The organism is Actinoplanes sp. NPDC049802, from assembly GCF_040656595.1.
Taxonomy (GTDB): domain Bacteria; phylum Actinomycetota; class Actinomycetes; order Mycobacteriales; family Micromonosporaceae; genus Actinoplanes.
This window is the reverse complement of the sequence record NZ_JBFAMR010000018.1, coordinates 1-23,946: the sequence shown is the minus strand read 5'-3', so window position 1 is coordinate 23,946 and position 23,946 is coordinate 1. Positions and strand designations below refer to the sequence as shown.

General features: G+C 69.0%; 18 protein-coding genes. 7 read left to right on the top strand and 11 right to left on the bottom strand.

The genetic code is table 11. From position 1 onward, the window contains the following. The first annotated feature begins 46 nt into the window (after positions 1-46). On the top strand, positions 47-1,264 hold the full coding sequence (locus tag AB0I88_RS15120; protein WP_361023436.1) for a hypothetical protein: 1,218 nt from the start codon (positions 47-49) through the stop codon (positions 1,262-1,264). A 49-nt stretch (positions 1,265-1,313) separates the two neighbouring features. Here AB0I88_RS15120 and AB0I88_RS15115 read toward each other — a convergent pair whose 3' ends face one another. Then, entirely contained in the window at positions 1,314-2,756 is a 1,443-nt protein-coding gene (locus AB0I88_RS15115) for a hypothetical protein (protein WP_361023433.1), read from the bottom strand. 300 nt (positions 2,757-3,056) lie between these two features. Here AB0I88_RS15115 and AB0I88_RS15110 point away from each other — a divergent pair, with 300 nt between their 5' ends. Both AB0I88_RS15110 and AB0I88_RS15105 read left to right on the top strand, forming a co-directional pair. Further along, positions 3,057-3,227 (top strand): hypothetical protein, encoded by a 171-nt coding sequence (locus AB0I88_RS15110; RefSeq protein ID WP_361023431.1) that lies wholly within the window; start codon positions 3,057-3,059, stop codon positions 3,225-3,227. Between the two features lie 162 nt (positions 3,228-3,389). Next, positions 3,390-4,472 carry a hypothetical protein gene (locus AB0I88_RS15105; protein ID WP_361023428.1) on the top strand — a complete coding sequence of 361 codons (1,083 nt, stop codon included), beginning with the start codon at positions 3,390-3,392 and terminating at the stop codon, positions 4,470-4,472. 134 nt (positions 4,473-4,606) lie between these two features. On the opposite strand, the gene AB0I88_RS15100 is transcribed toward AB0I88_RS15105, so the two are convergent. Together AB0I88_RS15100 and AB0I88_RS15095 are read right to left on the bottom strand one after the other, a co-directional pair. After that, the gene (locus AB0I88_RS15100; protein ID WP_361023426.1) at positions 4,607-6,253 is read right to left on the bottom strand and encodes a recombinase family protein; all 1,647 of its coding nucleotides are present in this window, start codon (positions 6,251-6,253) and stop codon (positions 4,607-4,609) included. 74 nt (positions 6,254-6,327) lie between these two features. After that, the gene (locus AB0I88_RS15095) at positions 6,328-6,483 is read right to left on the bottom strand and encodes a hypothetical protein (protein ID WP_361023423.1); all 156 of its coding nucleotides are present in this window, start codon (positions 6,481-6,483) and stop codon (positions 6,328-6,330) included. Between the two features lie 378 nt (positions 6,484-6,861). Here AB0I88_RS15095 and AB0I88_RS15090 point away from each other — a divergent pair, with 378 nt between their 5' ends. Beyond that, positions 6,862-9,240, top strand: coding sequence for a hypothetical protein (locus AB0I88_RS15090; RefSeq protein WP_361023420.1), 2,379 nt, complete (start codon positions 6,862-6,864; stop codon positions 9,238-9,240). On the opposite strand, the gene AB0I88_RS15085 is transcribed toward AB0I88_RS15090, so the two are convergent. Genes AB0I88_RS15085 through AB0I88_RS15070 form a run of 4 tightly spaced genes read right to left on the bottom strand, consistent with a single transcriptional unit; the run spans position 9,143 to position 15,345 of the window. Beyond that, positions 9,143-10,303, bottom strand: coding sequence for a hypothetical protein (locus AB0I88_RS15085; protein WP_361023417.1), 1,161 nt, complete (start codon positions 10,301-10,303; stop codon positions 9,143-9,145). The two genes, AB0I88_RS15090 and AB0I88_RS15085, sit on opposite strands and share 98 nt — an antisense overlap. Continuing rightward, a complete protein-coding gene (locus AB0I88_RS15080) occupies positions 10,300-11,244 on the bottom strand; it encodes a hypothetical protein (RefSeq protein WP_361023414.1) in 945 nt (314 codons plus the stop codon). The genes AB0I88_RS15085 and AB0I88_RS15080 overlap by 4 nt, the downstream gene beginning before the upstream one ends. Before the next feature lie 51 nt (positions 11,245-11,295). Then, positions 11,296-15,093: an FxSxx-COOH system tetratricopeptide repeat protein gene (gene fxsT, locus AB0I88_RS15075; protein WP_361023411.1), complete on the bottom strand. Its 3,798-nt coding sequence runs from the start codon at positions 15,091-15,093 to the stop codon at positions 11,296-11,298. A gap of 45 nt (positions 15,094-15,138) precedes the next feature. After that, positions 15,139-15,345 carry a hypothetical protein gene (locus tag AB0I88_RS15070; protein WP_361023408.1) on the bottom strand — a complete coding sequence of 69 codons (207 nt, stop codon included), beginning with the start codon at positions 15,343-15,345 and terminating at the stop codon, positions 15,139-15,141. A 275-nt stretch (positions 15,346-15,620) separates the two neighbouring features. Between AB0I88_RS15070 and AB0I88_RS15065 the strand changes: the two genes are divergently transcribed. Together AB0I88_RS15065 and AB0I88_RS15060 are read left to right on the top strand one after the other, a co-directional pair. Then, the gene (locus AB0I88_RS15065; protein WP_361023405.1) at positions 15,621-16,811 is read left to right on the top strand and encodes an FxsB family cyclophane-forming radical SAM/SPASM peptide maturase; all 1,191 of its coding nucleotides are present in this window, start codon (positions 15,621-15,623) and stop codon (positions 16,809-16,811) included. Continuing rightward, on the top strand, positions 16,808-18,115 hold the full coding sequence (locus AB0I88_RS15060; protein ID WP_361023402.1) for an HEXXH motif-containing putative peptide modification protein: 1,308 nt from the start codon (positions 16,808-16,810) through the stop codon (positions 18,113-18,115). Before AB0I88_RS15065 ends, AB0I88_RS15060 begins: the two co-directional genes overlap by 4 nt. On the opposite strand, the gene AB0I88_RS15055 is transcribed toward AB0I88_RS15060, so the two are convergent. The 4 genes from AB0I88_RS15055 to AB0I88_RS15040 form a co-directional block, all read right to left on the bottom strand. Continuing rightward, positions 18,090-19,157, bottom strand: coding sequence for a TIR domain-containing protein (locus AB0I88_RS15055; RefSeq protein ID WP_361023399.1), 1,068 nt, complete (start codon positions 19,155-19,157; stop codon positions 18,090-18,092). The two genes, AB0I88_RS15060 and AB0I88_RS15055, sit on opposite strands and share 26 nt — an antisense overlap. Before the next feature lie 106 nt (positions 19,158-19,263). Then, positions 19,264-19,809, bottom strand: coding sequence for a nucleotide-binding protein (locus AB0I88_RS15050; protein ID WP_361023396.1), 546 nt, complete (start codon positions 19,807-19,809; stop codon positions 19,264-19,266). Then, positions 19,806-20,678: a macro domain-containing protein gene (locus AB0I88_RS15045; RefSeq protein ID WP_361023393.1), complete on the bottom strand. Its 873-nt coding sequence runs from the start codon at positions 20,676-20,678 to the stop codon at positions 19,806-19,808. The genes AB0I88_RS15050 and AB0I88_RS15045 overlap by 4 nt, the downstream gene beginning before the upstream one ends. 92 nt (positions 20,679-20,770) lie before the next feature. Beyond that, a complete protein-coding gene (locus AB0I88_RS15040; RefSeq protein WP_361023390.1) occupies positions 20,771-21,211 on the bottom strand; it encodes a hypothetical protein in 441 nt (146 codons plus the stop codon). Positions 21,212-21,335: 124 nt separating this feature from the next. On the opposite strand from AB0I88_RS15040, the gene AB0I88_RS15035 reads away from it, so the two are divergent. Further along, positions 21,336-23,111 carry a LamG domain-containing protein gene (locus tag AB0I88_RS15035; protein ID WP_361023387.1) on the top strand — a complete coding sequence of 592 codons (1,776 nt, stop codon included), beginning with the start codon at positions 21,336-21,338 and terminating at the stop codon, positions 23,109-23,111. Positions 23,112-23,946 lie beyond the last annotated feature (835 nt).

Here is a 23,946-nt window from a genome sequence, read left to right as displayed (position 1 = left end):
CTGGGTGCCCGCTGGCCGGCCAGCGGGCGCATGCTCCCATATTCGAATGCGCCCGGAGCCCCCGATCGAGGTCAGCCCGAACCACCCAATGTTCGGCATCGCCGCCATCAGCCACACCCCCAGCACCGGCATCGTCGAGATCGAGTTCACCGACGGCCGCAGGTCGCAAGGCGACATCGGCCTCATCACCGAAGCTGACTACATCCGCCACACGATCTTCGACATCGCGACATCAACCCTGCGGGTCAACCTGCTCAACGGGTCGGACGTCACCATGAAGATCGGGACGGTACGGACGGCGGTTGACCACCCGGTCGTCTACCTCGACCAGAACCACTGGATCGACATGGCACGCCACGCCGTCGGATCACCACAACTCTCACCGGAACGACGCCAGGTGTGCAAGCGGATCGCCGAACTCGCCGAAGCGGGGCAGATCATCCTGCCGGTATCGGCCGCTCACCTCGGCGAGATCGCGAAGAAGGCAGACCGGCAGCGCACTGAGGTCGCGCAGGTCATGCTGAAGCTCTCCCAGGGCTGGCAGATGTGCAGCCCGCTGCGCGTCGAAGACCACGAGCTAAGCCAGATCTTCGCATCGGGGCCGGCACTCACGAAGTCGCAGGTGTTCACCGTGGAACCCGGCGCCATGTGGAGCAGCCGAACCGAACAGCAGCTGCCAGCCCCATCAGAGCAGGATCCGCTGCCAGCCGACCTCGAATCCTTGGTCGGCCGCCTGACATGGGCTACCGCGATGGTGGAGACCTTCGTCGACACGCGGCGGTTGGTGTCCGACGCCGGCCTGCGCAAGACCGACCGATGGGCCGCATCGTTCCAGGAACTGGCCGTGCACGTACGCGGCAACCCGAAAGCCCGCCAGCAACTGCGGCTCGTGACCAGAGTCCGCTTCATGTCCGACATCAACGACGAGCTGACCGCCGCAGCCGGAGCCGCCGGGCTGACACCGGAACAGTTCTACCAGTGGAGCCTCACCCAGTCCGAACACGACCTTGCCGCAGTGCCCATGCTCGGACGCTTCCGCGAACTCGTTCACCTGCGGGTCTCCAACGCCGATGACAAGTGGGAGGGCAACGACCTCAACGACACCCTCTACCTCTGCTGCGCCAGCGGCTACGCCAACATCGTCGTGGGGGAGAAAAAGACGGTCAGCTACCTGCTGAGGATGAAGGGCAAGGTCCCCGACGGCGCCGAGGTGTTTCGGAGGCTGGAAGACGCGCTCCCCAGCATCGAAGCAGCACTGGAGTGAGGGCGCCGACAACATCGATGGGAGAACCCACCGTAAACCAGAAGCCGCCTCATCGGGCACGCCTGATGATGAGGGCGGTTCCGTCGGCACCGACGGAGATCACCTCGTTGCCTGAAGGCGCCGGCTGGGACCACCGGCGCCACAGCCGGTTCGACGCCCGAATGTAGGGGCCCACCCTGCCCTCGGCGAGATAGCCGTACAGGCGGGACTCGACACCGCGGAACACCTCGAGCTCCGAGTTGTCAGGAAGCGCCATCCGGCTGGCCGTACCCTCGAAACTCAGACCGTCGGCGAGCCGGACAGTCTTCGTCGTATCGCCCCGCCACCGCGGCTGCACGTCCAGCAGCAACTGATGATCGCGATCCTCCTCGGCCCGTTGACGCGGCGTTCCCAATTCGGCGGCAGCCGCTGTGTTCCCAGCGAACGCGAGCGCGGTGGCTGCCGCGGTTCGGGCAAGTACCCGGAAGAACCAGCTCCTTTCCTCCTCGGGAATCTGGTAGATCGGCGGAGCACCGGGAACCCAGTCATCCGCCAGCGACGACTCCACCGTGTCGTCTTCCGGTGCCCCCTCCTCCGACCCTTCGCCGGCCGCGGTGGTCGTGGGCTCGGGGATGGTCGGATACCAGGACCTGTCGCCCGGGTTCTCTTTCAGCAGCCGGTCCATCTCCTTCCCCGAGCCCTGCCACATCTCATCGACACCGGGAGGGTCCAGGGCGTAACTGATGATCTCGGAGCCGGACAGGTACGAGCCGATCATGAAGCCGGTAGGTACCCGGTTGCCGATCTCCACGGTGCGCACCTGAACCGACGCCCGCGCCAGTTGTTCGATCACGAAAGCCTTGCTCCTGTGGGTGCCCTTGCATTCGAGGATGACCATCTTGAACGCTCCGCCCTTGCCGTAGAGTCGGCGCCCCACCAGGAAGTAGTCGGGACGCTTCCTCGTGCCCGCCACCTGCCGGATCGGTCCGACGCCCTTGATGAAGCCGACGTCGAGGGCCACATCAGCGTCCACAGCAGTGAACTCCCAGCCCGGGTGCAGCCGATGGAGCGCGTCCTTGGCCACCACGATGGCCAGGCCGATGCCCAACTGCTCCGACTGGACCTGCTTGTGATGGTGCACGACGTCGAACCCGTACCGGGACAGCGTGAGGAAGTTCTCGCTGGCCAGCGTGGTGCAGTAGCGAAGATGAGCCCAATGCCGGGCAGCCTGCGCGAACGGTGAGTCGTCCAGGAACACAGTGGCGCGGCCGAGTTCGTGGAGAATCCTCGCGGGGCTGACCCTGATCAGCGGGGGCATTTTGAGGATCGGGCCGGCATCCTTCGCGAACTGGAAGCCGGGATCGTCCTCCAAAAACTCCTGGACCTTGTTCCGGACATCCTTCGACAGGTCCTCGTCAGAAACGACCCGAAGCCTCGCGGACCGCTCCAGCGAGCGTAGAACCCATCCGATGTCCACAGCGCTCCCGTGGTGCCAGACCATGCTCGACTGCATCGAGTATCGATGCCCGCACACTGAGCAATCAATGGTCGTCTATGCGACAGCGTTCAAGGCGCCCACCTGCTACCGACACCTCCCGCCCTCATGCCGAACGCCACTGACGGCCGCGGAGGCACCGCGCTCTGACGCCGGACAGCATCAGCACGCCCCGGAACGGGTCCGCCGAGCGGCCGGGACCGCAATCGGCCGACACAAAGGTGCCCTGAGCTGCTGAAACGCTCCGCTGCCCGATTCGGGAACCGGACTGCCGAGAACGGATGGGTCCGACCCGTCCGACACATCGGAGCAACGCAGATGGCCACCAACAAGACCGCACGCCCCCTGAACACGATCGGCACCGCACTGTCCGACGCCGTGTGGGAGCAGATCCGCGAGGCAGCCGCCGCCACGGTCGCCAAGCGGCCGCCGATGACCGCCGGGCGGCAGGAGCGAGCAGCGCACCGGTACGCCGAGGCAGCCCGGTAAGGCTCGGCCGCAGAGATCCACCCATCGGGCGGGGCCTCTGCCCACTCGAGGCCGCGGCCAAAACGAGGTTCACAGGCACAGAAAATCCCGCACAGGCGGTACGGCCGACACCTCAACCAGCCGATAACTGCCTCGTCGGACCACATTGATGAAGGAGTAGACATGACAGCGGTCGACATCACCAGCCACGCGTTTCCGGAACCGCTCCCCGATGATCCCCAATACTGGAGCGATGTTCCGCCGGAAGTCAGCGCTCTCGCAGCAGAAATGGTTCTGGAATACAAACGGGAGACATCATCCGCCGAGCCGGACTGGATGACGGCATGGAAAGCCCTCCTGCGAATAGGGGCGATGCCGTACCGGGGTGTAGCGAACCTGCCAGAACGCGTTTATCCCCCAGATCAAGTTTCCCAGCCAGATCCTCCCTTCCCTCTCCAGGACGAGATCGACACGGTCCTTGAGTACTTCGCGGCGTCCGTGACACCGCGCGAAGCCGTCGCCTGGCGACGTGCACTCCTGGTCACCCAGTCCGGCTACAACGTGATGCAGCCGCTCGCCCTCCGCCTGGCATACGTTCGGGCGATCGACTCCTGGAAACGCGCCGGCCGGACGATCCAGGACCTCAACCCTCGGAACCCCGAGACACGCTGGCTGCGCGCCGGCGTTGCCCTCGACGAGATTGCAGCCTGGCAATCCGCCTACCCTCGGCAGAACCTTCTCGAACAGCCTGGATTCGAAGCCTTCGTCGCGGAGGGGGGAACGCCGGAGTACGCCGCCGAAATCCAGCGACACTGGCGCGAGGCGAAGAGCCGAGGCGTCGTCGAGGGTGACTTTCGCCTCTTCGAGATCGGATGGGCTATGAAGTTCGCCTGCGCCCTTCCGGGCGCCCTTCCATTCCACCTCGGCGACTGGAGTCCGCGAATAGTCTGTGCCGACGAAATCGAAGCGTACTTCGGCAGGCGGTGGCGGCCCTATACCGACGCCTGGGACGATTCGAAAGATGCCGCCAGTCAAGGAATAACAGTCGATGAAATGTTCCAGCGCGAAGCCTGGGAGGCCGTTCATGGTAACGAACTGAAAAACGTCTCCGGAGAAATGCGAACCGCCTATCGATACGCACGTATACCACCTTGGGAGATTCGTAAGTGGGAAGATCGAATGGCGATCGAGCCGGGCCTCCGGAACTCAATTCTTCGTCATGTTCCACAGACTGGCGTTGGGGGTCCGGGCGAGCCGCCATTCTGATCGAGAAGGTCCTGCCCTCCAGAGAGACGCGGCAGCCCTCTCCCGACCCCGCTGGCCGTCGGTGATCGCCGTGAGATGTGAGCGGCAGACGTAGATACGAAGGACCCCCGCCCACCGGGCGGGGGTCCTGTTTGCTAGCGGTCACGCCAGACGATCTCGATGTCGTCGGGACAGAACTTGGTGCCCCTGCTGGCCGGCTTGACGATCACCGCGACGATGTGATCCGACAGCCAGTCCTGCCGCCACTGCAAGTCGGCCTGCGCCTCCCACTCGCCTCTCGGGTCAGCGGGAATGCCAACCTGGCGAACCTGGGACGCGTACCACCGGTCACGGTCCAGTTGAGCCTCGCGAACCCGGCGTTCCGCCCCGGGTAGCAGACTCGCGTAGAACAGGTCCGGAGAGATATCCGGATTCCGGCCGTCACTCCAGGCGGTCATCAACGCAGCCCGGGCCGCCAGCGCCGCATCCAACTCAGGCCCGCCGGACCACTCCTCGACCGGGACAGTGGGTTCCGTACCGCGGACCCGCTCCAACTCCTGCATGATCGTCTCGACGACATAAGCGTCCACCCGATCCCGGTCCCGCCCGATTCCGTTGCAGCCACCCTGCGCCTTGGGCGGGCACCGATACTGCCACCTGTCCTTCTGCGTAGGGTGCGGCCCCGTCGTGAGTTGGGTGTTGCACCTCGGCCCGCCCGGCTTATCAGGGGCGGTCGGCTTGCCGCACCGGACGAATCCGCTGAGCAGGTACTTCCTGCCCTTGCCGATCGTTCCGTACGACGAAGGGTCGATCAGCGCTCCGGGTTGATCATTCTTGATGTCCCACTTGCGCCCCTTCGACTCCTCCATCCGCGCGTTGATCTTCTTCCAGACCTCCGGCGTGCAGTAGGTCTGCCAGTCCCCGATTTTCTCCTCGCCGGTGTCGGGATCGAGAACGATCCACCCGGTGCGATTCATCCTCCGCAGGCCAGACGGCTTGGGGTTCCGCAGCCATGTCCGAACAGCCGACACCCGCCACACGCCCCCCACCGTCGTGCGGGCGCCTTGGTCCTGAAGCCACCGGGTGATTGACGTGATGGAGTGCCCCTTCGCTGCACGTTCGATCATCTCCGCCGCGATCGGGGCTTCCTTGGGGTTCTTACGCTTTCCGTCAGCCATGTACCCGAAAAGGCGCCGACCGGGTACGGGAGCACCGGCGATCGCCCGGTGCATGTGGTCACGGGTGACGCGGATGCTCGTCTTCTTCGGCTCGCGCTTGTTGCCGACCATCTCCAGCGCGCCCATCATCTCGAACCCCTCGCCGTAGGGGTCGAGCATTGACGTGCCCTGGATGTACACCCGCTCCGGCACGTCGGTCAGGGTGTCGGTGAACCGCTCCCACTGGTAGAACTTCCGGGCGAGCCGCGACTGCTCGACGACGATGACGCCCTGGAAGGTGTGATCATGACCGGGCTGCCGGCACTTGCCGCCGTGCGCGAGCGACCAGATCAGGTCCTCGAAACCTTCGCGGTATTGATCCTTCGACGCGGACTTGTTGTTGTCCGTGATCTCGCAGACGACCTCACACCCGAACCTTGCGGCAACGGCGCGGTTCTCGCGGTGCTGGTTCGAGACGCCCATCTCGAACGGCCGGAACTTCCCGTTCTTGGCCTTCTTCTTGGCGACGCTGATCCGGGCGTACGAGACGACCGGAACGGGGCCGGACGGAATGCCGGCGGCCCGGTTGAAACTCTGGGGGGAGTACACGCATCCTCCTGCTGACCGACGGCGGCGGGCGGGCACCCGCTGCCGAGACTGTCGGCCGTGCGACTGGATGCAGCAGTAAAAGACCAGTTCAGAACCTGTTTGCTACCTAGTCACTCCGCTGGACGTGGTAGCGCGAGAATCTGGTCCCAGTTGAACAGGACGTCGAGGCCCAGATCCTCGGCCTCGGAGGCGGTGCGGCGGATGGTGGCGTAGTCCATGTGTTGCGGCTGCAGTTGCAGCCCGATGCGAACCGGCCTATCGATCATGTTGTGAGCCTACGTCCAGACGTGTCCTGTTCTGGCTGGGACAGCGCAGGACACGCTGTCCCAGGATGCCCCGGACGGGCGGCTCACCCGGTGGTCGCCCCGCTCCGGGCGCTCGACTCCGTCGACATACCGGGCAGCGCACGTTGTCCCACGCTTTTCGGAATCGGTTGAACAGGCCATATTTTCGACCGTGTATCCCCGGGGCGTCGGTCGCGCACACGGTGTCTGATGGAGTTTCGAGGCCGTGTCGTCATTCGTCGGCTCCACCCGGGGATGATCATTTCTCGGGGTGGCGGAATTGTCGGCGGATTGATCGATTCCGGCCGCGGATTCGTGAGACTGGGCAGAGGCGACACGACAGCACGGAGGGAGACGGCCTTGCCGGTGATCTCCTCGGTGCGACCCGAATCCGCCGATGACGGCGGCCTGCACCTGATCACTAGGTGTCATGGGTATCCTTTCCGAGCCGGGCGGAAGACCCGCTGTGTCCCGGCCCGCCCGGTAGGCAGGCAGGCATGCCATGAATTCCGAGGACTAGCGCAGATGAGCAGACACGACGACGGCAGGGACGGCGTCCAGGCGAATCCGTTCTCGCCCACCGCGATCGCGCGGGTGTCCGAGGCCGCGGCCGACTTCTTCACCGTCGGTACGACCGCGACCCAGGCGGCACTGAGCCTGTTGACGAACCTGCTCGATCGTGACGCCGGCGCGCCGGGCCACGAGCCGGACGAGCCCTTTCTGGTCGCACTGCTCGGCGACCACGGCACCGGGAAGACGCATCTCTGCATCGAACTGATGCGGCACGGGCGGCGGCACTCACCGGGACGGGTTCACACCTTCTATCTGGACGCCCCGGCGGCCACCTTTCTGGCCCTGCAACGTGAGCTCGCCGAGAAGATCAGCCGCGACGACCTGGTGTCCGCGATCCGCCACCTTCCCGATCCGTCACCGCGGGCCCTGGCCGAGCACGGGATCCGCCATCACGGCCTTGCCGTCTGCCTGAGCCTGCTCTCCGGCGGGGAGCTCGCCGACGACGCCTGGTCCTGGATCCGGGGACGGCTGCCGAGCGCCGCGCTCGCCGCCCGGGGCGTCTCCGCCGGGTTGCTGGACGAGCACGACGGCATCCAGGTCATCGCCGACCTCGTCACGGCGCTGGGCCTGGACGGCTCCCGGGTGCTGCTCGTCGTGGACGAGGTCGAGAAGATCCTTTCCGCGTCGAACCGCAGCAACGCCGAGGCGGGCGCCGCATTCGGGGTCTTTCTCGAGGCGATGCGGCGGACCCCGGTGATCCCGGTTCTCTCCGGTGTTCCGGATTGGCTTCAGGTGCTGCAGGAGGACACCCGGCAACAGGTGCGGCGCGGCATCGTCACGATGTCGTTGATGACCGTCGGCAACACCGTCGATTTCATCCGCGCGGCACAGGACCGGGCGTTCGGCACCCCTATGCTCGCACCCTTCTCGGAGAAGACCGCGGAGTATGTCGCCCAATTCTGTGACGGCGTTCCCCGACGGATCGCCCGGATGTGTTACCAGCTCTACCGCAAATCCACCGAAGACGGGGTGCCCGTCTCGTTCTCCATGGTCCGTGACGTTCACGCCTACTTCGACGTGATCGGTATTCAGGATGTGGCGGCGGCGATCCGGCAGATCCTGGAACGCGACGGCCTCCGGTTCTCCCGCCATCACCTGCCGGGGCCATGCACGGCGGTCGCCGTCGACTTCTGGCTGCCGGTGGGCGACGAACGATCGGGTGTCTGCATCCTGCTGAGCGACAGCGTGCTCAAGTCCGAGGACGCCGACAGGCTGATCCTGCGTGCCGACGCGGTGCGATCAGAGGCGGGGCCTGTCGAGATCCAGCTCGTGGTGGCCGGGCAGCTGCCCCCGGAGCTCGCTCGCACCCTCGCCCTCGGGTTCGGGACCGATCCGCTGGTCCACGATCCGCTGCATTTCGCCGACGACCTGTCCACCACCGTGCAGGACTTGGTCCGGCGTCTGGAAACGGCCGTCGGTATCGATCCGCTGACCTCCGTCTCCAATCAGCTGCAGCGGATGCGCCGCCGCAACCAGCACGGCGACCGCGCCATCGAGCAACTCGCCGACCAACTGGACGAGATCCGGCTGAACGTCGACCGGCGATTCGCGTCCCTGCATCGCGCGGTGATCGAGACAGCGGGGGACCGCCGTCCCCGGGCCGCGGTGGTGGAACCGCCGGCGGCCACGGCGCGGCCCGAGCTCCCCGAACGGGTCGGATCCCTGTTCGACAGCGCGCTGGAGACCCTCGACGGGGTCCGCCGGGTGCGTACGGTGTTCCGCGACACCTTCCGCCTGGTCGAACAGGACGTGTCCCGGGGTGACGCCACCCGCCTCAGCGTGCGCTCGATGGTTCGCTCGCCGGAGGTTCTGCCGGCACTCGGCGTCACGACTCTGCTCCGGGCGATGGTGGAGACGTTCCGCGGTGAGGTGGCGACGTGGATGTCCGATCACCGGACGTCGGCCGGGCCGGACGAACTGGCCAGTCTCAACGCCATCTGCCGAACCTACGAGAGCGAGTTCGAGGAGGTTCCGCTGTTCCGGCTGGACGGGCTGGGGGAGCTGGCGGCGCGCAGTTCCGGACACGTCGACACGATCGGCCAGCTCGCCTGGTCCCGGCAGCGCGTCATCATCCGGGAGACCCTGGAACGTCTCGCTGAGCGGGTGGAGGCAGAGTCGTTGCGCGCGGTTTCGCCGCCGGCGTCGGAGCTGTCGGCCCGGTCGTGACCCCGGACCGGCTCCGGCTCGCCGACAGCGCGTTGGCGCCCGCGTGGAGCATGTTGATGCACAGGATCGCGGGTGCGACGGTGCCGATCGTGCCGGGGAACAACGGTTCCAGCGCCAGCGCCAGGATGATGGCGGTGATGCCGTTCTGCTGGCCCAGTGCGATGTGCAGACGCTCCGGACCGGGGAATCCCGTGGTGACCACCAGCCCGACCACGATCTGGGCGAGATAGGCGAACACCCCGAGGAGCGCACCCCGGGCGAGGTCGACACCGTCGATCAGGGTGAGCCCGAGGGCGAACGCCGCGACGAAGAAGGCCACCCGCGTCACGGCCGGCAGAACACGCATGGCGAGGTACGGGCGCATGAACAGCCCCACCAGAGCGAGACCCAGCATCCAGAACGTGCTGACCGCCACCGTCACCACCGCGATCAGCAGCGTTACGGCGAGCACGTCGACCGCCAGGTGGGACTCACCGGGAACCGGTGGCAACGCCGAACGCCGGAGCAGCTTCCGCCACAGCAGCCACAGCACACCGGCGAACACCAGGTTCGCGGCGAGGGCGCCGGCGAACGTGCCGAGACCCGCCGTCTCCTCGCCGTCGAAGCCGCCGGCAGCGAGCACGAAACCGGACAGGTAGACGGCCAGTAGCGTGGTCACCGGATCGTCGAAGGACGCCCAGGCGGACAGCAGCGAGCGGGCCCGGGCCGAGAGCCCGGTCAGCGACTGGTCGGCCGCCGTCGCCAGCGGATCGATCTGCGCCACGACCACGCCCAGGATGAAGCAGACGGGATCGCCGAAAACCAGGTACAGGCCGCCGCCGATCAGCAGCACCTTGGCCAGGACACCCAGGCTGACCGCAAGCAGCACCCGTAACCCGTTCCGGCGGAGCTCGTCGACGGAGACCTGTGCGGTGCTGCCGAGCAGCCCGATCGCGAGCAGCAGCGTGATCGCGACCAGATAGCCGGGGCTGTCGACGGCGTCACCGAACTGCGGGAGCAGACCGGTGACCGTACCCGCGAGCAATGCGGCGAGGAACAGTGACAGCGCCCGGATCCTGGTCATCGGCAATCGACGGCAAGAGCGGCGGCATGGTGATCAGCCGCTGCCACGGCGCTCTGGTCGAGCGTCATTCCGATCAGGTGACGGTCGTCGCCGACCCGGTAGTAGAAGATCGCGCCCTGCTCCACGTCGAAGACCGCCCTCAGCAGCGGCGCACCGGTCGCCGCGGCGCTCACCCGGGCCAGCTCCGCGACGTTCCGTTCGGCGAGTCTGCCGAACTCCCGGTAGAACTCGCGGCGGATCTGCGGCGGGATCCGCGTCAGGAACTGCTTGACGGTGTTGCTTTCGAACGTGTCGACTTCCAGCAGTTGGTCGGTGCCGCGGAACAGGGCGGCGTACTGCAGCGAACCCCGGGCGACCGCGTTCCGGAACGATGGGAGCGCCGTGCCGCCGTCGGGGTGCAGGGCCTCCTCGTGGACCGCCTCGGCCGGAACCTCGTCGGCGTGCTCCGACTCCGGCGGAATCTCGAACCAGCCGCCCGGGTTCAGGCTCGGTTGCCCGACCAGCTCCCGGATCCGGTCCACCAGCTTGGAGACCGCCTTGTCGACGTGAGACACCCGCGCCGGCGAGGACGGGTCGACGTCGCCGCCCGCGGTCGTGGACGCCATCACGTACTCGTCGAGGAAGATCGAGTTGGCGAAGAACGCGCCGCCGGCACCCTGCAGCACCATTCGGATCAGCGATCCGGTCCGGAAATGCTGGAGACTTCGGTCCAGAGCCCGCATCTCGTCGGTGACGGCCCGTACGATCCGCAGGTGCGACGTCCGTCCCGTCTCGTCGCTCTCGGCCCTGTCGATGCTCAGGCTCCGGCGCCGCATGTTGACATGGGTGAGGAAGCGGATGTCCGGTTCCGTCAGCACCGTGATCCGGCAGAGATCCGCGCGCGTGTCGAACTCCGGTCCCAGATCGTCGGCTCGGTCGATGTGGACACCGGTCGCTGGCATCAAGCTCCCCTTCTGGCCGAATCGTCGGACGTACGAACGAGACAGTCATACTCACGTTTGAGGTATGTCGATGTCCAGCGTCACCCACTCGCTCGGCGGCGCGCCCTTCTCCAGGAGAGTGAGGTTCGTCCGGGCGGCTCTGGTGTACGGATGTGTCTCACCCAGCCGGCCGTGCGAGACGCCCGCGGTGCTGCTGAGCAGCGATCGCGCGTCGTCGGTCTGACGATCGGAGTACTGACAGGCGGCGAGGTTCACGGCCGCGGCGATGGTCCACTGGTGGTCCACCCCGAAGCGGTCGTTGAGACTGTCGTGTCCCTGCCAGGCGGACTGGTACGCGCCCGCGCTGTCACCCAGCTGCCGACGGTACATCGCGAGGTTGGCGAGGGCGGCCGCCTGGAACGGATGGCCGGCGGTGTGTATCCGGCGGTAGACCTCCAAGCAGGCGGTCGCCGTGCTGACTGCCAGGTCGGCCCGGCCCTCGACACCGTAGGCCGCGGCCAGCGACAGCCGGCAGGCCACCGTGTAGGGATGGTCGGCGTTCAGCACCTCGACGTAGTTGTCGCTGATCTCCTCGATGTCGGCCGCCGTGAACCCGGGCTCGCTCAGGCAGCGCCGGGTCACCTCGATGGCCCGGCGGATGCGGAGCACGTCGACGTGGTTGCGGTTGTCCAGCCCCGGCACCCGGCGGATCCCGATGGCGGCTTCCTGGAGCGTCGACAGCGACTCGTCGAGCAGGCCCAGCTCGCGCTGGTAGATGCCGATGTTGCACAGTGTGCGCCAGACCCCTAGCTCGCTGCGGCCCATCAACCGCAGGTAGGCCTTGTAGACCTGCTGCTCGGTGGTCAGGGCCTGGAGCGGGAAACCGGCCAGGAACTGGGAGATCGCCAGGTTGTGCTGGGACATCAGGGTGTCCAGGTGGTCCCGGCCGAGCAGGGCCAGCAGACCTTCCTGGACCAGTTTGTCGTGTTCCCAGGCGTCGATGAACGCGCCGTCGCCGCGCAGGTCGCCGGCCAGCCCGCGGCGCACCCGGAGCATCCAGAGCGTCGGGGGCTGGTCGGCGCCGGGGTCGGATGCCGCCAGCAGCTCCTCGTCGATCTTCCGGGCCCGGGCGTTGTCGCCGAGTGCCCGGTACAGGTTCGCGACCTGCCCGCGCAGGCGGAAGAGCTGGGCGTCGTCAAGGGTGAGGCCCTGTGCCTGCCACGCGTCCGCGGCCGTCTCGGCGATACGCAGAGCCGCCTGCCAGTTGATCCGGTCCCGGAGCCGGTACAGGTAGCGGACCTGCTTGTTGACCCAGTGGCGGACCGGCTCCTTGTCCGACCCGGTGGCCTCGCAGTAGTCGAAGTGCCGCTGCAACTCGGCCATCCGCGCCGCGTGGGCCGGCTCCTCCACCTGCGGGTCGCTCGGCGCGTACGCGGCAAGGGCGTGCTGGATCTGATCACGCCGCTGCCCCCGGTCGCCGTTCATACGGGCTTTGAGCAGCTCCTGGACGGCGCGGTGGATGCGGACCTGGCCGCGCCAGCCCCAGTCGACCTCGAACAGGCCGTACCGGGTGCCCGACCACAGCACCACGTCGATGTACCCCTCGTCGGCGACGATCGCGGAGGGCTCGGCGACGTGGCCCTGCTTCTCGTCGGGAACGGCGACCTTCTCGTCGGCCAGCAGCCGCAGGATCGGCCCGGCACGCAGCAGGTCCAGGGAGGCGCCGTCCGGGGACAGGAACGCGGCGAGCTCGGCGAGGCGGACGGTCAGATGCAGGCGTACGACCCCCATGGAGTTGAGAACCATCGCGAGGGACCGTGCGATGGTCGTCATCTCGGGGCTGGACAGCAGTTCTGCGGGGAACGTCCGGTCCTCCGCGCGGAGCCGGGTGATGACCTCGCCGGCGAGTTCGGAGGTCGCCACCAGCTCGGTCAGGTTGCCGTTGCGCCGACGGATCGGGATGCTCTCCCGCAGCCACGCCGAGACCATCCGCAGTGCCAGGGGATGCTGGTGGGCCGCCTCCGCGATCTGCCCGGCGAGGTCGTCCGGCAGCGTCGGCACCCGCTTGGTCAGCATCGCCACGCTCTCGGCGCCGGCGAAGGCGCCGACCGTCCACACCTGCTGATCCGCGTCGGCACGCCGGGAGGTGACCAGGACATGGCAGGCGGGACCGCGGGGGACGAGGCCGTCCAGCTCCTCCGGGTCGTCGGCGTTGTCGTAGATCAGCAGGGACCGGGGCGCGTCCGGTCTGCCGAGCGCTTCGACCGCGGCGCGCGGAGCGTCCGCCCGGTTCTTGATCGACATCCGGTCGGCGAGCGCGGTGAGGGCCGCCAGCGCCGACCGGGCGGTCTGCGCGGGGATCCACCACACGATGTCGTAGTCGTAGGCGAACCGGTACGCGTACTCACGTACCACCTCGCTCTTGCCGATGCCGGGGCCACCGCCGAAGAACACGTGCTCGTCGCTGTCGCTGATCAGCCGGCTGCGCAGGTCGTTCAGGAGATCCTCGCGCCCGACGAACGCGGGGTTCCGCGCCGGCAGGCTCATGGTCTGCACCGACGCGGCGGCGGGGAACCGGGGCTCGCCGCCGGCTCTCTCCTCGGCCAGCTCGATCAGGCCGAACCGGGCGCGGATGATCGAGGACGGCGTCCACGTCAGGGGCTCGGTGAGGTCGACGGTCAGCCGAGGCCGCCGGGTCGGTGGGGGACCATCGTCACCGACCTTGATCCACACCAGATCGTCGGCGCCGGTGGTCATCCGGCGCAGGATCGGGCGCATCGTGGCGGAGCCGAGCGCGGCGGAGGAGATCACGCACACGGTCCCGCCGGCCGTGGCCTGCCCGGGCTCGAACTTCTCCACGGTGATGCCGCCCCGGCGCAGCAGGCCGGCCAGCCAGTCCGCGGAGCCGCGGTCCTCCGGGGCGTACAGCAGCGACACGCTCTGCATTCCCGGGACGCGGAATCCGAACATCTCCTGATAACGCGTACGGATGAGAGACGGGATCTCCGGGAGGCCCACGGCGCCCTCGGTGACGGCCTCGGCGAGCCGTGCGTACGGCGCCAGCTCCTCGCGGGTCTCCAGCAGCAGCGGCAGGACCTGGTCGATCCCGGCCATCTGGTAGCCCTTCAACCGGACCTCCACCGCGGCGTCCGGGGGCTCGCCGAAGTTCGACGGCGGCTCGGCGGGAAGCGGTGTCCCGGTCCGTACGCCGTGCGGCGTGGGCAGATGCACCCAGCGGCTGTCCACGTCAGGAGCCGGCACGGCGCCGACGGTCACGATCCGTGGCGAGTCTCCGGAACGCCGTGCCTGCAGCCGGCCGAGGATGCCGGCGGCCTGATCGATCTGCCGTGGCGTGTAGCAGAGCACGGCGACATCGCACAGCGCCGCGAGGTGTGCCTCGAAGCCTTCGCCCGTCTCGGCCGGATAGTCGATGAGGACGTAGTCGTAGGGCATCGCGGCCAGATCCCGGCGAAGCTCGGTGGCGGCGTTCTCGGAGGTGCCCAGTGTGTCCGCCGCGATCCGGTGCAGATCCAGATCTCCGAGTCCCATCGGCAGGCCGTAGTGGACCGGTGGGACGCCGTGCGCGAGCTGATCGACGGGTACCGGCGGGCGGAGGCTCGCCTGCCGGCCGGCGGACTCCGGGAGGCCTGCCGGCACCAGGTGGAACGGCCAGAAGTAGTTGTGCAGGGTGATCCGCTGGTGGTATCCGTCCAGCAGCAGCACGCGCCTGCCGCCGGCGGCGAGCACGGTGGCGGTGGTGGCCAGCATTCCGGTCCGGCCGCTTCCCGGCCCCGGGGACAGGAAACCGATCACTCGCGCCCGCGATGGGCCACCGGACCGCTCCTCCCGCGTATTCGACAATCCGGGCACCGCCGTCTGCTTCCTTCCTGCCGGGAACTCCCGGACCGCTCGTGACTAGTCCAGGTCCCGCGGGTCGGATCCGATGACGCTGTCGAAGGCCGCGTACTGGTTGATGTCGTCCTTGTTGTCCAGCACCCGGCAAACAGAGTTGGTGAAGACGTTTCGCGGAAGCGAACGGACCGTATTAAGATCGACGGCAGTGAGATCCACCAATACCGACTCCATGACAACCGATTGCACGGCGTCTGGGTCGGCATTCATGTGCTGGCTCCCGTGTCGAAGTCGAAGATCATGTTATTTGTCCGGGGCCGCCGACGGCGGATGGCCGGGAATCGGTCGGCCGACCACATCATATAGGCGCTCCCGCGTTGTTGGTCCAGATCATCGGCCGGTGCCGGGGTGTGCGTTCTGATGTCGGGAACCCGACAGAGGCGGTGGATGTCGGGGCCGGCTGCGTCTTCATATGGATGCACGTCGGTCGCAAATCTCACCGGGCAGGGCCGTCCGGACAGGGCTGCGTGATGGCGGGAGAGCAAGTGGAAGAAGTGATCCAGGCGACGACCCCGGGCCCCGCCCCGCGACCGCGGCCGATCCGGCAGTTCATCGTCAAAATCCACGGCCGCTGCGACATGGCCTGCGACTACTGCTACGTGTTCCGGATGCCCGATCAGGAGTGGCGCAACCGTCCACGGTCGATGTCCGCCCCGGTCGTCGACGCACTTGCCGGGCGCATCGCCGAGCACGTGCGCCGGCACCGGATCCCGGCGGTCGAGGTGGTGCTGCACGGGGGTGAGCCGCTGCTCGCCGGTGAGCAGGCCCTGGAATACACGGTGGACACGATCCGCCGGGCGGTCCGCGGCGCCGGAAAGGTCCGTGTGGTGGTGCAGACCAACGGCCTGCGCCTGACCCCGGCCGTGCTCGACATGTTCGTACGGCACCGGATCGGCATCAGCGTCAGCCTCGACGGCGACCGGGACGCCAACGACCGGCACCGCCGGACGGCCGGTGGCCGGGGCACCTTCGACGCGGTGGCGGCCGCGCTGCACCGGGTGAACGCCGGACCCGCCCGCGAACTGTTCCGGGGCCTGCTGTGCACGATCGATCTGGACAATCCACCGGTCGAGACGTATCTCGCGCTGAAAAGCTTCCGCCCGCCCATGATCGATTTCTTGTTGCCGCACGGCAATTGGACGCAACCGCCACCGGGCCTGCGCGCCGGCTCCAGCCGAACGCCGTACGCGGAATGGTTGATCGCGGTCTTCGACCATTGGTACGCCGAGCCGGCGGAGGACACCCGCATTCGCCGGTTCGAACAGATCATCGGCCTTCTTCTCGGCGGGCATTCCGGACTCGAGGGCGTCGGTCTGTCGTACCCCGGCTCGGTCGTGATCGAGACCGACGGAAGCCTGGTCGCCTCGGACTCATTGACCAGCGCCTTTCCCGGCGCCACCCGATCCGGCCTGCATCTGCACCGGGACGATTTCGACGCCGTGCTGAACCTGCCCGAGATGGCCGAGCGCCGGTCGGGACGCGCCGGCCTGCCGGCCACCTGCCGGGCCTGCGCGCTGCATCCGGTGTGCGGCGGCGGCCTGCGCACGCACCGGTACCGCAGCGGCGCCGGATTCGACAACCCGTCCGTGTACTGCCGGGATCTCGCCCGGCTGATCGGTCACATCCGGGGCCGGCTCCAGCAGGACGTCACCCGCCTTCAGTCGGAGGTCGCGTGACCGTGCCCCACCACCGGATGCCGGTGGACATGTTCACCGCCATCGCCCGGAGCCGCGCCGGTGTCTCCGCCGTCGAGACGCTGGCACGCGCACAGGAGAGCAAGGTGAAGCTGCTGCTCCGCGAGGTCGTCGACCGGGTGACCGGGCCGCGGGCGGTTCTCGTGGCGGCGGCCTACGATCAACTGGCCTCGGTGGGGCGCGACGACCCGGCCGTACTGCGGGAGGTGCTGCGGCATCCGGTGGTCGGCGCCTGGGCGGTCGAGGCCGCGAACACCGCACGGCTCGACGGCTCGCCCGGCCCGGAGCGCATGGCGTACGTCGCCGCGGCCGCCGCGATCAGGTCCGGCGGCCGGTACGAACTGTCGCTGCCCGCACCGCGGACACCCGAACCGATCGTGCCGTTGCCGACGCTCGGGCACGTCGTCCTGCCCGCCCGCGCCGCCGGGCCCGTCGTGCTGCGTACCGGATCAGGCGGGGCGCGGCTGTGCCAGGGCACGGTGTCCGTCACCGTCGGCGCCGGCGATCCCCGGTTCATCCCGGTGCCGTGGATCCGTGCCGAGGCGGACGGCCTGCGCATCGGCCTGCAGCTGGACCGCGCCAGCTGGCTGCTGGCACCCGGACTGACCGGCCGCGGGCAGCATCCGATCGAGCGGTGGGGTCAGGACACCGAGGCATGGGCCGGTCACCTCACCGCGGCCTGGCAGGTGCTGGTCGCACGGCACCGGCCGGTCGCCGAGGAGGCCGCGGCGACCTACACCCTGCTCACTCCGCTGGCGAGCCCGTCCCGGGGCCAGAACAGCGGCACCTATGAGGACGCGTTCGGCTGCCTGGCCATGTCGCCGCCCATCCACGCGGTGTTCGGCGCCGCCACGGTGGCCCACGAACTGCGGCACGCCGAACTGGCCGTGCTGATGGATCTGTTCACCCTGGTCGAACCGGACGACGACGGCCTCTACTACGCGCCCTGGCGTCCCGACCCCCGACCGGCCCGGGGCCTGCTGCACGGGGTGTACGCCCACCTCGGCCTCTCCGCGTTCTGGGCGGCCGAGGCGAGCGCCGCCGGTCCCGGTTCCGAGGCCGAGATCCAGCTGGCCCGGTGGCGCCAGGCAGCGGCCAGCGGCGCACAGACCCTGCTGGACGAGGCCCGGCTGACCGAACTCGGCCGGCTCTTCGTCACCGCCGTCCGCGACGAACTGCGGCGCTGGGGGCAGGTCCCGATCTCCGCGGCCGCCGCCGAGTCGGCGCGACGGCAGGCCGAGACACACCGCCGGGAATGGCTCAGGAGAAACTGCGTGGACCGTTAGGCCCGCGTTTCGTCGCGGCGAGCGTGGTGAACCGGTCGGTCTGCAGCCAGTCGGTGCCCTCGTCGTTGACCGGGCAGCCCGCCGTCGACAACCGCTGTTTGAAGGTCTGGAGCACCTTGGCGTCCCCGCTGTCGAGCCGCAGCACGCTGCGGCCGACGATGTCCGAGAAGGGCCGTACCTCACCGACCTGCACGATGATCGTCTGATCGGGCTTGACCCCGAGCGCCATGCCGATCTCGAAGAACACGTTCGGCCTGCTCTGGCAGCCCGTCTCCCGGTCGTGCGGGGCGTCGGTGCCGCGCCGCAGGTCGGCGTGCAGGGAGACGGTCTCGTCCGGGGTCAGCAGGGCCACCACGGCCTGCGCGTACGGAAAGATCTGGCTCACCGTGTTCGGCACCAGCGGCGCCGCGGAGTTGCTCAGTTGTTCCACCTCGCCGAACTCCACCGGCAGCAGGCCGAGGTCACGGATGAAGTCCTGGACCGCGCGCAGCGCGTCGGAGTCCCGGCCGTAGATGACGAAGACCCGGCGCGACCGGTCGGGATCGACCGGCCGCGCCGGGTCGGCGGCCGGCGCCGACGGCGGGGGGAGCCGCTGGCCCGCCACCGTGCCGGCCCGCCGCGGCAGCGGGATGTTGAGGGTGAGCAGGGCACGATCCCGGACGTCGGCGAGATGGAGCCCGGCCCCGGTGATGATCCGGGCCGCCTCGGTGCCGGCGTCGGTGATGGACAGCAGCAGGTCTTCCCAGCCGGCCACGCGCCGCCCGAGATCCTCGGCCCGCTTGGCGGCCCGGTCGAGCGACCCGGTGAGATCGTCGGAGTCACCCGGGCCCGCGCCCTTGCGCGTGGAACGTGCCGGCAGCCCGGCGCGGACCATCTGCTCGGTGAGGCCGCTGTCGGTGAGTTTCTGTCCCGCCGGGGTCACCGGGTCAGCGAGCATGGCCAGCAGGATGTGCCCGGAGTTCGGCGAGTGACCGTCCAGGGCGGCGATGTGACGTGCGGCCGCGACGAGGCTGTCCACATCGGGACCGAAATCAGCAGACACCGGGGGTCCTTCCGGGTACGACATCGACGGGATCCCAGACGCTACTCTCCCGAACTCGGGTGCAGCACACCTCGGGCGGGACCTCGCGTGAGCGCCCGGCCGGCCGTCAGTCGTCCCAGCGGCGCTCCAGCGCGGTCAGGCCGCGGAACCTGCCCAGGTCCATCCAGTCCGTGCCGTCGGTGTTCACCGCGCATCCGGCATGGCGCAGCCGCTGAACGATCTTGTGGAGGCTCGTCACCCCGCCGTCGAAGTGGATGGTGTTGAGCCCGGCCAGATCGGAGATCGGGCGCAGATCACCGAACTCGATCAGCACCGTGCGGTCCGGCTGCAGGCCGAGCGCCATACCCGCTTCCAGCAGGACGTTCGGCCGGCTCTGACCGGTCAGCCGGGCCTCGAACGGCTTGTCGGACCGGTTCCGCAGAGCCGGATGCAGGAGGGCGCCGTCATCGGGGGTCATCAGCACCACGGCCGCCTGATTGTGCTGGAACGCGGTCCGCAGAACCTCCAGCATGTACGGCATCGGCTTGCCGGTTCGCCGTACCACCTCCTGCCAGTCGAGCGGGTGCAGATCGAGGGACTGCAGGAAGCCCCAGATCGCCCGGCGTACCTGCTCGTCGCGGCCGTGGACGACGAAGACGTCGCGCGGCTTCACAGCGAGTCCACGAAGGCTTGCAGCTCCAGCCGGTCGATCTCCTCGAACTCGGCGGGCGGGACGACGATCCGCAGATGGGTGGTGCGCACCCGCTCGCGGGAGGCGGCCACGAACGAGAGCAGGATCAGGCGGAGCAGAGACCGGCGGTCCAGCGTGTCGACGCGGGCGAGAGCGGCGCCGATCAGCGGCATGGCCAGCGGCCGGCGCTGACCGTGCTCGTCGACGGCTTCCCACAGGCGGCTGAGGCTGTGCCAGAGGATGTCCACCGACGACCGTGCGGTCAGGCCGGCCGACATCGAGCTGTACGCGAGACAGAAGAAGTGCCGCCGTGCCGTCCCGAGCACGGCGACCGTGCCCAGCGGATATCGGTCGAGTTTGCCGAGTGTCTTGTCCGCCCGGCTCACCGTCTCCCGGACCGGGACACCGGCCAGTGCGGTAGCCAGGTCGGCGTCCAGCCGGTCCAGCTCCGCGTCGTAGACCCGCCGGAGGAGCTGGGCCTGGACACTCTGCTCGTTGACGATGCGGCTGTCGCCGGGATCGGTGTCGAAGACGTCGGTGAAGCCGATGACCAGGTGGAAGTCCTCCTGGTCGAACAGGTCGCCCGGCACCACCTCGACCCGGCAGCGGGGTGTTCTCAGATCGCGGGCGACGGACCGGCCGGGCCGGGTGCGGTAGAGCCCGAACCCGATCGACGCCACCGCCACCGCGGCGGTCACCTGGCCGGCGAACCCGGGGAACGCCGCCCTGTCCCAGATCGCCTGGTACGACTGCAACAGCAGCGCGAAGACACCGAACGTGGCGAAACTCTGCGTGGTCCAGATCCGCAGTGCCTGCCTCGTCATCGGCTCCCCCCACAGCGGACGTGTCATCCGCCTGCAAGGTACCAACCGGATGCTCCTTCCCGCCCGTACCGCTGCGGCGCCCCCGCCGGTGACCGGGACGTGGAGAGGACCCGGGGCGGTCAGGCGCAGGTGCCGTCGATCTTCTGCCCGATGGTGGCGAACTCGCCGGTCAGGAACGCCTCCGGGTCCGGCTGCCGGGACGCCTCGGTGAGAGCCGCGGCGATCTCGTCGGCGGCGTCGCGCTGAGCCGGGTCGGCGCTCTGCTCGGCCGCGGCCGTCACCTGTCCGGCCATGTCGGCGAAGGTCTTCTGCAGACCGGCCGCGTCGTCGTTCGCGGTGTGCTCGGCCAGCCGGACCGCGCCCTCGGTGAGGATCTTGTAGACCGTGCTGCACACGTATCTCGGCTGCCCGGCCGACGCGGACGGGACCGGGGCGATGCTGACCGGGGCGGGCAGGGAGCCGGCCGGAACCTCGATCTCGATGCCGTCGCATCCGGCGGCGGAGACGGCCAGGGCCGCGATCAGGGTGACGGTCACGGCCGTGCGGCGACGCTGCGGCACTGCATTCCCCTCCTTCGATGGCGTACGGGGAGCATAGTGCCCACCGCGACTTTTGCGGATCTCGGAAGTTAGCTCTGACGTGGCCAATATCCCCAAAATCGGAAAAACCGCCGTACGGCGTGCGATGATCACCGGCCTCGCGACAGTCCTCGTCGCGGCCGGTGGCACGGCGTTCGCGGAGATCGTCTCGTCCCAGCCGTCGATGTCCCCCTCGTTCAACGGCCCCGTCCACGCGGTCGCCTACCACGGTGACACCGTCTACGTCGGTGGCGACTTCACCACCGCCTCGGTCAACGGGCGCACCGAACAGCGGACCCGGCTCGCCGCGTTCGACGCCCACACCGGGGCGCTGCGCGACTGGAGACCGTCCGCCGACGCCAACGTGCGGGCCCTCGCCGTCGACGAGGGGGTGGTGTACGCGGCCGGCGACTTCGACACCGTCAACGGCGAGACCCGCGACGCGGTCGCCGGCATCAACCGGTCCGACGGGCAGGTCACCCCGCTCCAGCACACCGTCGTCGGGCAGCCGAACGCGATCGCCGCCGGGCACGGCCGCGTCTACCTGGGCGGCCGGATCAGCAGCGTCGACGGACAGCCGCGCCGCAACCTGGCCGCCTTCACCGCCGCCGACGGGGCGCTCGACGCGTGGGCGCCGACCACCGACGACACCGTCAACGCGCTCGCCGTCACCGAGGACCGGGTCTACCTGGGCGGGGCCTTCCACCGTACGAACGACGTCCGCTCGACCCTGCGGCTGACCGCCGTGGACCCGGCCACCGGCGTGCTCGACCGCGGGTTCACCCCGAAGCCGGTGTCGCAGGTGTTCGCGCTGGCCGCCCACCCCGAAGGCGTGTACGCGGCACTCGGCGGCCAGGGCGGGCGGGCCGTCTCGTACACCCGCGACGGTCAGACCCGCTGGACCCGGGTGTTCGACGGCGACGCCCAGGCGGTCACCGTTCTGTCCGGGACGGTCTACGTGGGCGGCCACTTCGACAAGGCCTGCACCACCACCAACAACGGGGCGCGCGGCATCTGCACCGACGGCTCGGTGGTCCGCGGCAAACTCGCGGCCGTCGACGCCGACGGCAACCTGCTCGAATGGGCGCCGCAGGCCAACGGCGTCGCCGGCACCCGGCAGTTGGCGGCCAGCCCACGGCTCGGCGCGGTCAGCGCGGTCGGCGACTTCACCCAGGTCGGCGGGCTGAGCCGGAAACGGTACGTCGAGTTCACCGGGGTCATGCCGCAGGTGGAGGAGGCGGCCGTGGACAACGTGGCGGCGTACAACTTCGACACCACCATCGCGGACGGCACCTTCGACGACGGCTCCGGGCACGGCCATCTGCTGCGTGCCGTCACCCGCAACGGCGGCGCCCCGCGCATGGTGCCGCACGGCGCCGGCCAGGCCCTCGGTTTCCCGGCCAAATGCGCCGGCGACGCCTGCCCGCGCCTGATCCTCCAGGCCGGCGACACTCCCGATCTCAACCCCGGTACCAGGCCGCTGCGGTACGGGGCAGGCGTGCTGCTGTCCCCGGCCGAGACCGGCCGTGGCGAGAACATCCTCCAGAAGGGCTACTCGAACGGCGGCGGCCAGTACAAGCTCCAGGTCGACGGGCTGTCCGGCAAACCGAGCTGCGGCATCAGCGACAAGACCGGCACGACCGTCCATGTCGCCCGCAGCCGTACCTCGGTCGCCGACGGCCGCTGGCACCGCCTGGAGTGCCGCCGCACCGGCCCCACCCTGGCCATCGTGGTCGACGACCGCCTGGAGACGGTCACCGCCGTCCCCGCCACCCTCTCGGTGGAGTCCACCCAGCCGTTCACGGTGGGCGGCAAGGGCGTGGGCCAGAACAACGACCAGTTCCACGGCACCCTCGACGACATCTGGGTCCAGATCGGCTGACATTCTCCGGTACGCGTGACGCCGCCCCGTCCCGTTTGGACCGTCCCGCCTGTTCGGCGCGCGCTCGCCGCCCACTCCAGCCCGTGCCGCGCCCGCCGGGCCGAGATCGGTGGTCCCTCGGGCCGGCCGGGCGCCTCCCGGCAGCCTGCCGCCGCTCCCGGCTGTCTGCCGTCGTTCCCGGCTGTCTGCCGCCGTTCCTGCCCGCGGGCCGGGATCTCGCGCCGGCCCGTTCGGTCCTCCGGCGGCGCCGCGGAGAACCCGGCGTGTGGAGTTTGGGTCTGATTCGCGCCCGAACTCCACACGCGGGAGGCCCCGGCGGCCGGTGCGGACGGCAGCTGGCCGCCGGGGCGGGAGGCGTGTGCCGGACGGAGGGCCGGCACACGCTGCTCACTACTCACACACCGCCGAGGCAGGCCCCGGGCGGCCGGGGATTCGGGCCGACCGGTCCGGGGAGAGCGGGAGCGGGATCTCACCGGCGAGGACGGTGCCGGCGGATCCCGCGTGACCGGATGGCGCAGAATCGAAGGTCATCGTTGCAGTCATGTTGCGCGGATGCAACAGCTTGTTTCTGCCGCGGTCATCGAAAAGCCTCCGTGGAAACCCCCGGCTTTAGCCGTGGGGAGGAATCGGATTCCCTGCGGAGCAGGGCAGGGAAAGCCGGTTCGCCGCCAAGGCGGATCCGGCGTCTCACCGATGGGGCGCAAGGGAACAGGCGTGCTAAAGTTTCGCGTGTTCCAGCCGGTGAGAACCAAGCCGATCGGAATGAACGTGTTTTGCCACGGCGGAGCGTAACCGTGCCAGTGCTGACGACGTGAGACATGCGGCTCGCCTCCCC

What these genes read in the sequence shown, in the direction of transcription:
- AB0I88_RS15120 (WP_361023436.1), top strand. Translation starts at nt 47, where the DNA reads ATGCGCCCGGAGCCCCCGATCGAGGTCAGCCCGAACCACCCAATGTTC.
- AB0I88_RS15115 (WP_361023433.1), bottom strand. Translation starts at nt 2,756, where the DNA reads ATGCAGTCGAGCATGGTCTGGCACCACGGGAGCGCTGTGGACATCGGA.
- AB0I88_RS15110 (WP_361023431.1), top strand. Translation starts at nt 3,057, where the DNA reads ATGGCCACCAACAAGACCGCACGCCCCCTGAACACGATCGGCACCGCA.
- AB0I88_RS15105 (WP_361023428.1), top strand. Translation starts at nt 3,390, where the DNA reads ATGACAGCGGTCGACATCACCAGCCACGCGTTTCCGGAACCGCTCCCC.
- AB0I88_RS15095 (WP_361023423.1), bottom strand. Translation starts at nt 6,483, where the DNA reads ATGATCGATAGGCCGGTTCGCATCGGGCTGCAACTGCAGCCGCAACAC.
- AB0I88_RS15085 (WP_361023417.1), bottom strand. Translation starts at nt 10,303, where the DNA reads ATGACCAGGATCCGGGCGCTGTCACTGTTCCTCGCCGCATTGCTCGCG.
- AB0I88_RS15080 (WP_361023414.1), bottom strand. Translation starts at nt 11,244, where the DNA reads ATGCCAGCGACCGGTGTCCACATCGACCGAGCCGACGATCTGGGACCG.
- AB0I88_RS15070 (WP_361023408.1), bottom strand. Translation starts at nt 15,345, where the DNA reads ATGAATGCCGACCCAGACGCCGTGCAATCGGTTGTCATGGAGTCGGTA.
- AB0I88_RS15045 (WP_361023393.1), bottom strand. Translation starts at nt 20,678, where the DNA reads ATGACACGTCCGCTGTGGGGGGAGCCGATGACGAGGCAGGCACTGCGG.
- AB0I88_RS15035 (WP_361023387.1), top strand. Translation starts at nt 21,336, where the DNA reads ATGATCACCGGCCTCGCGACAGTCCTCGTCGCGGCCGGTGGCACGGCG.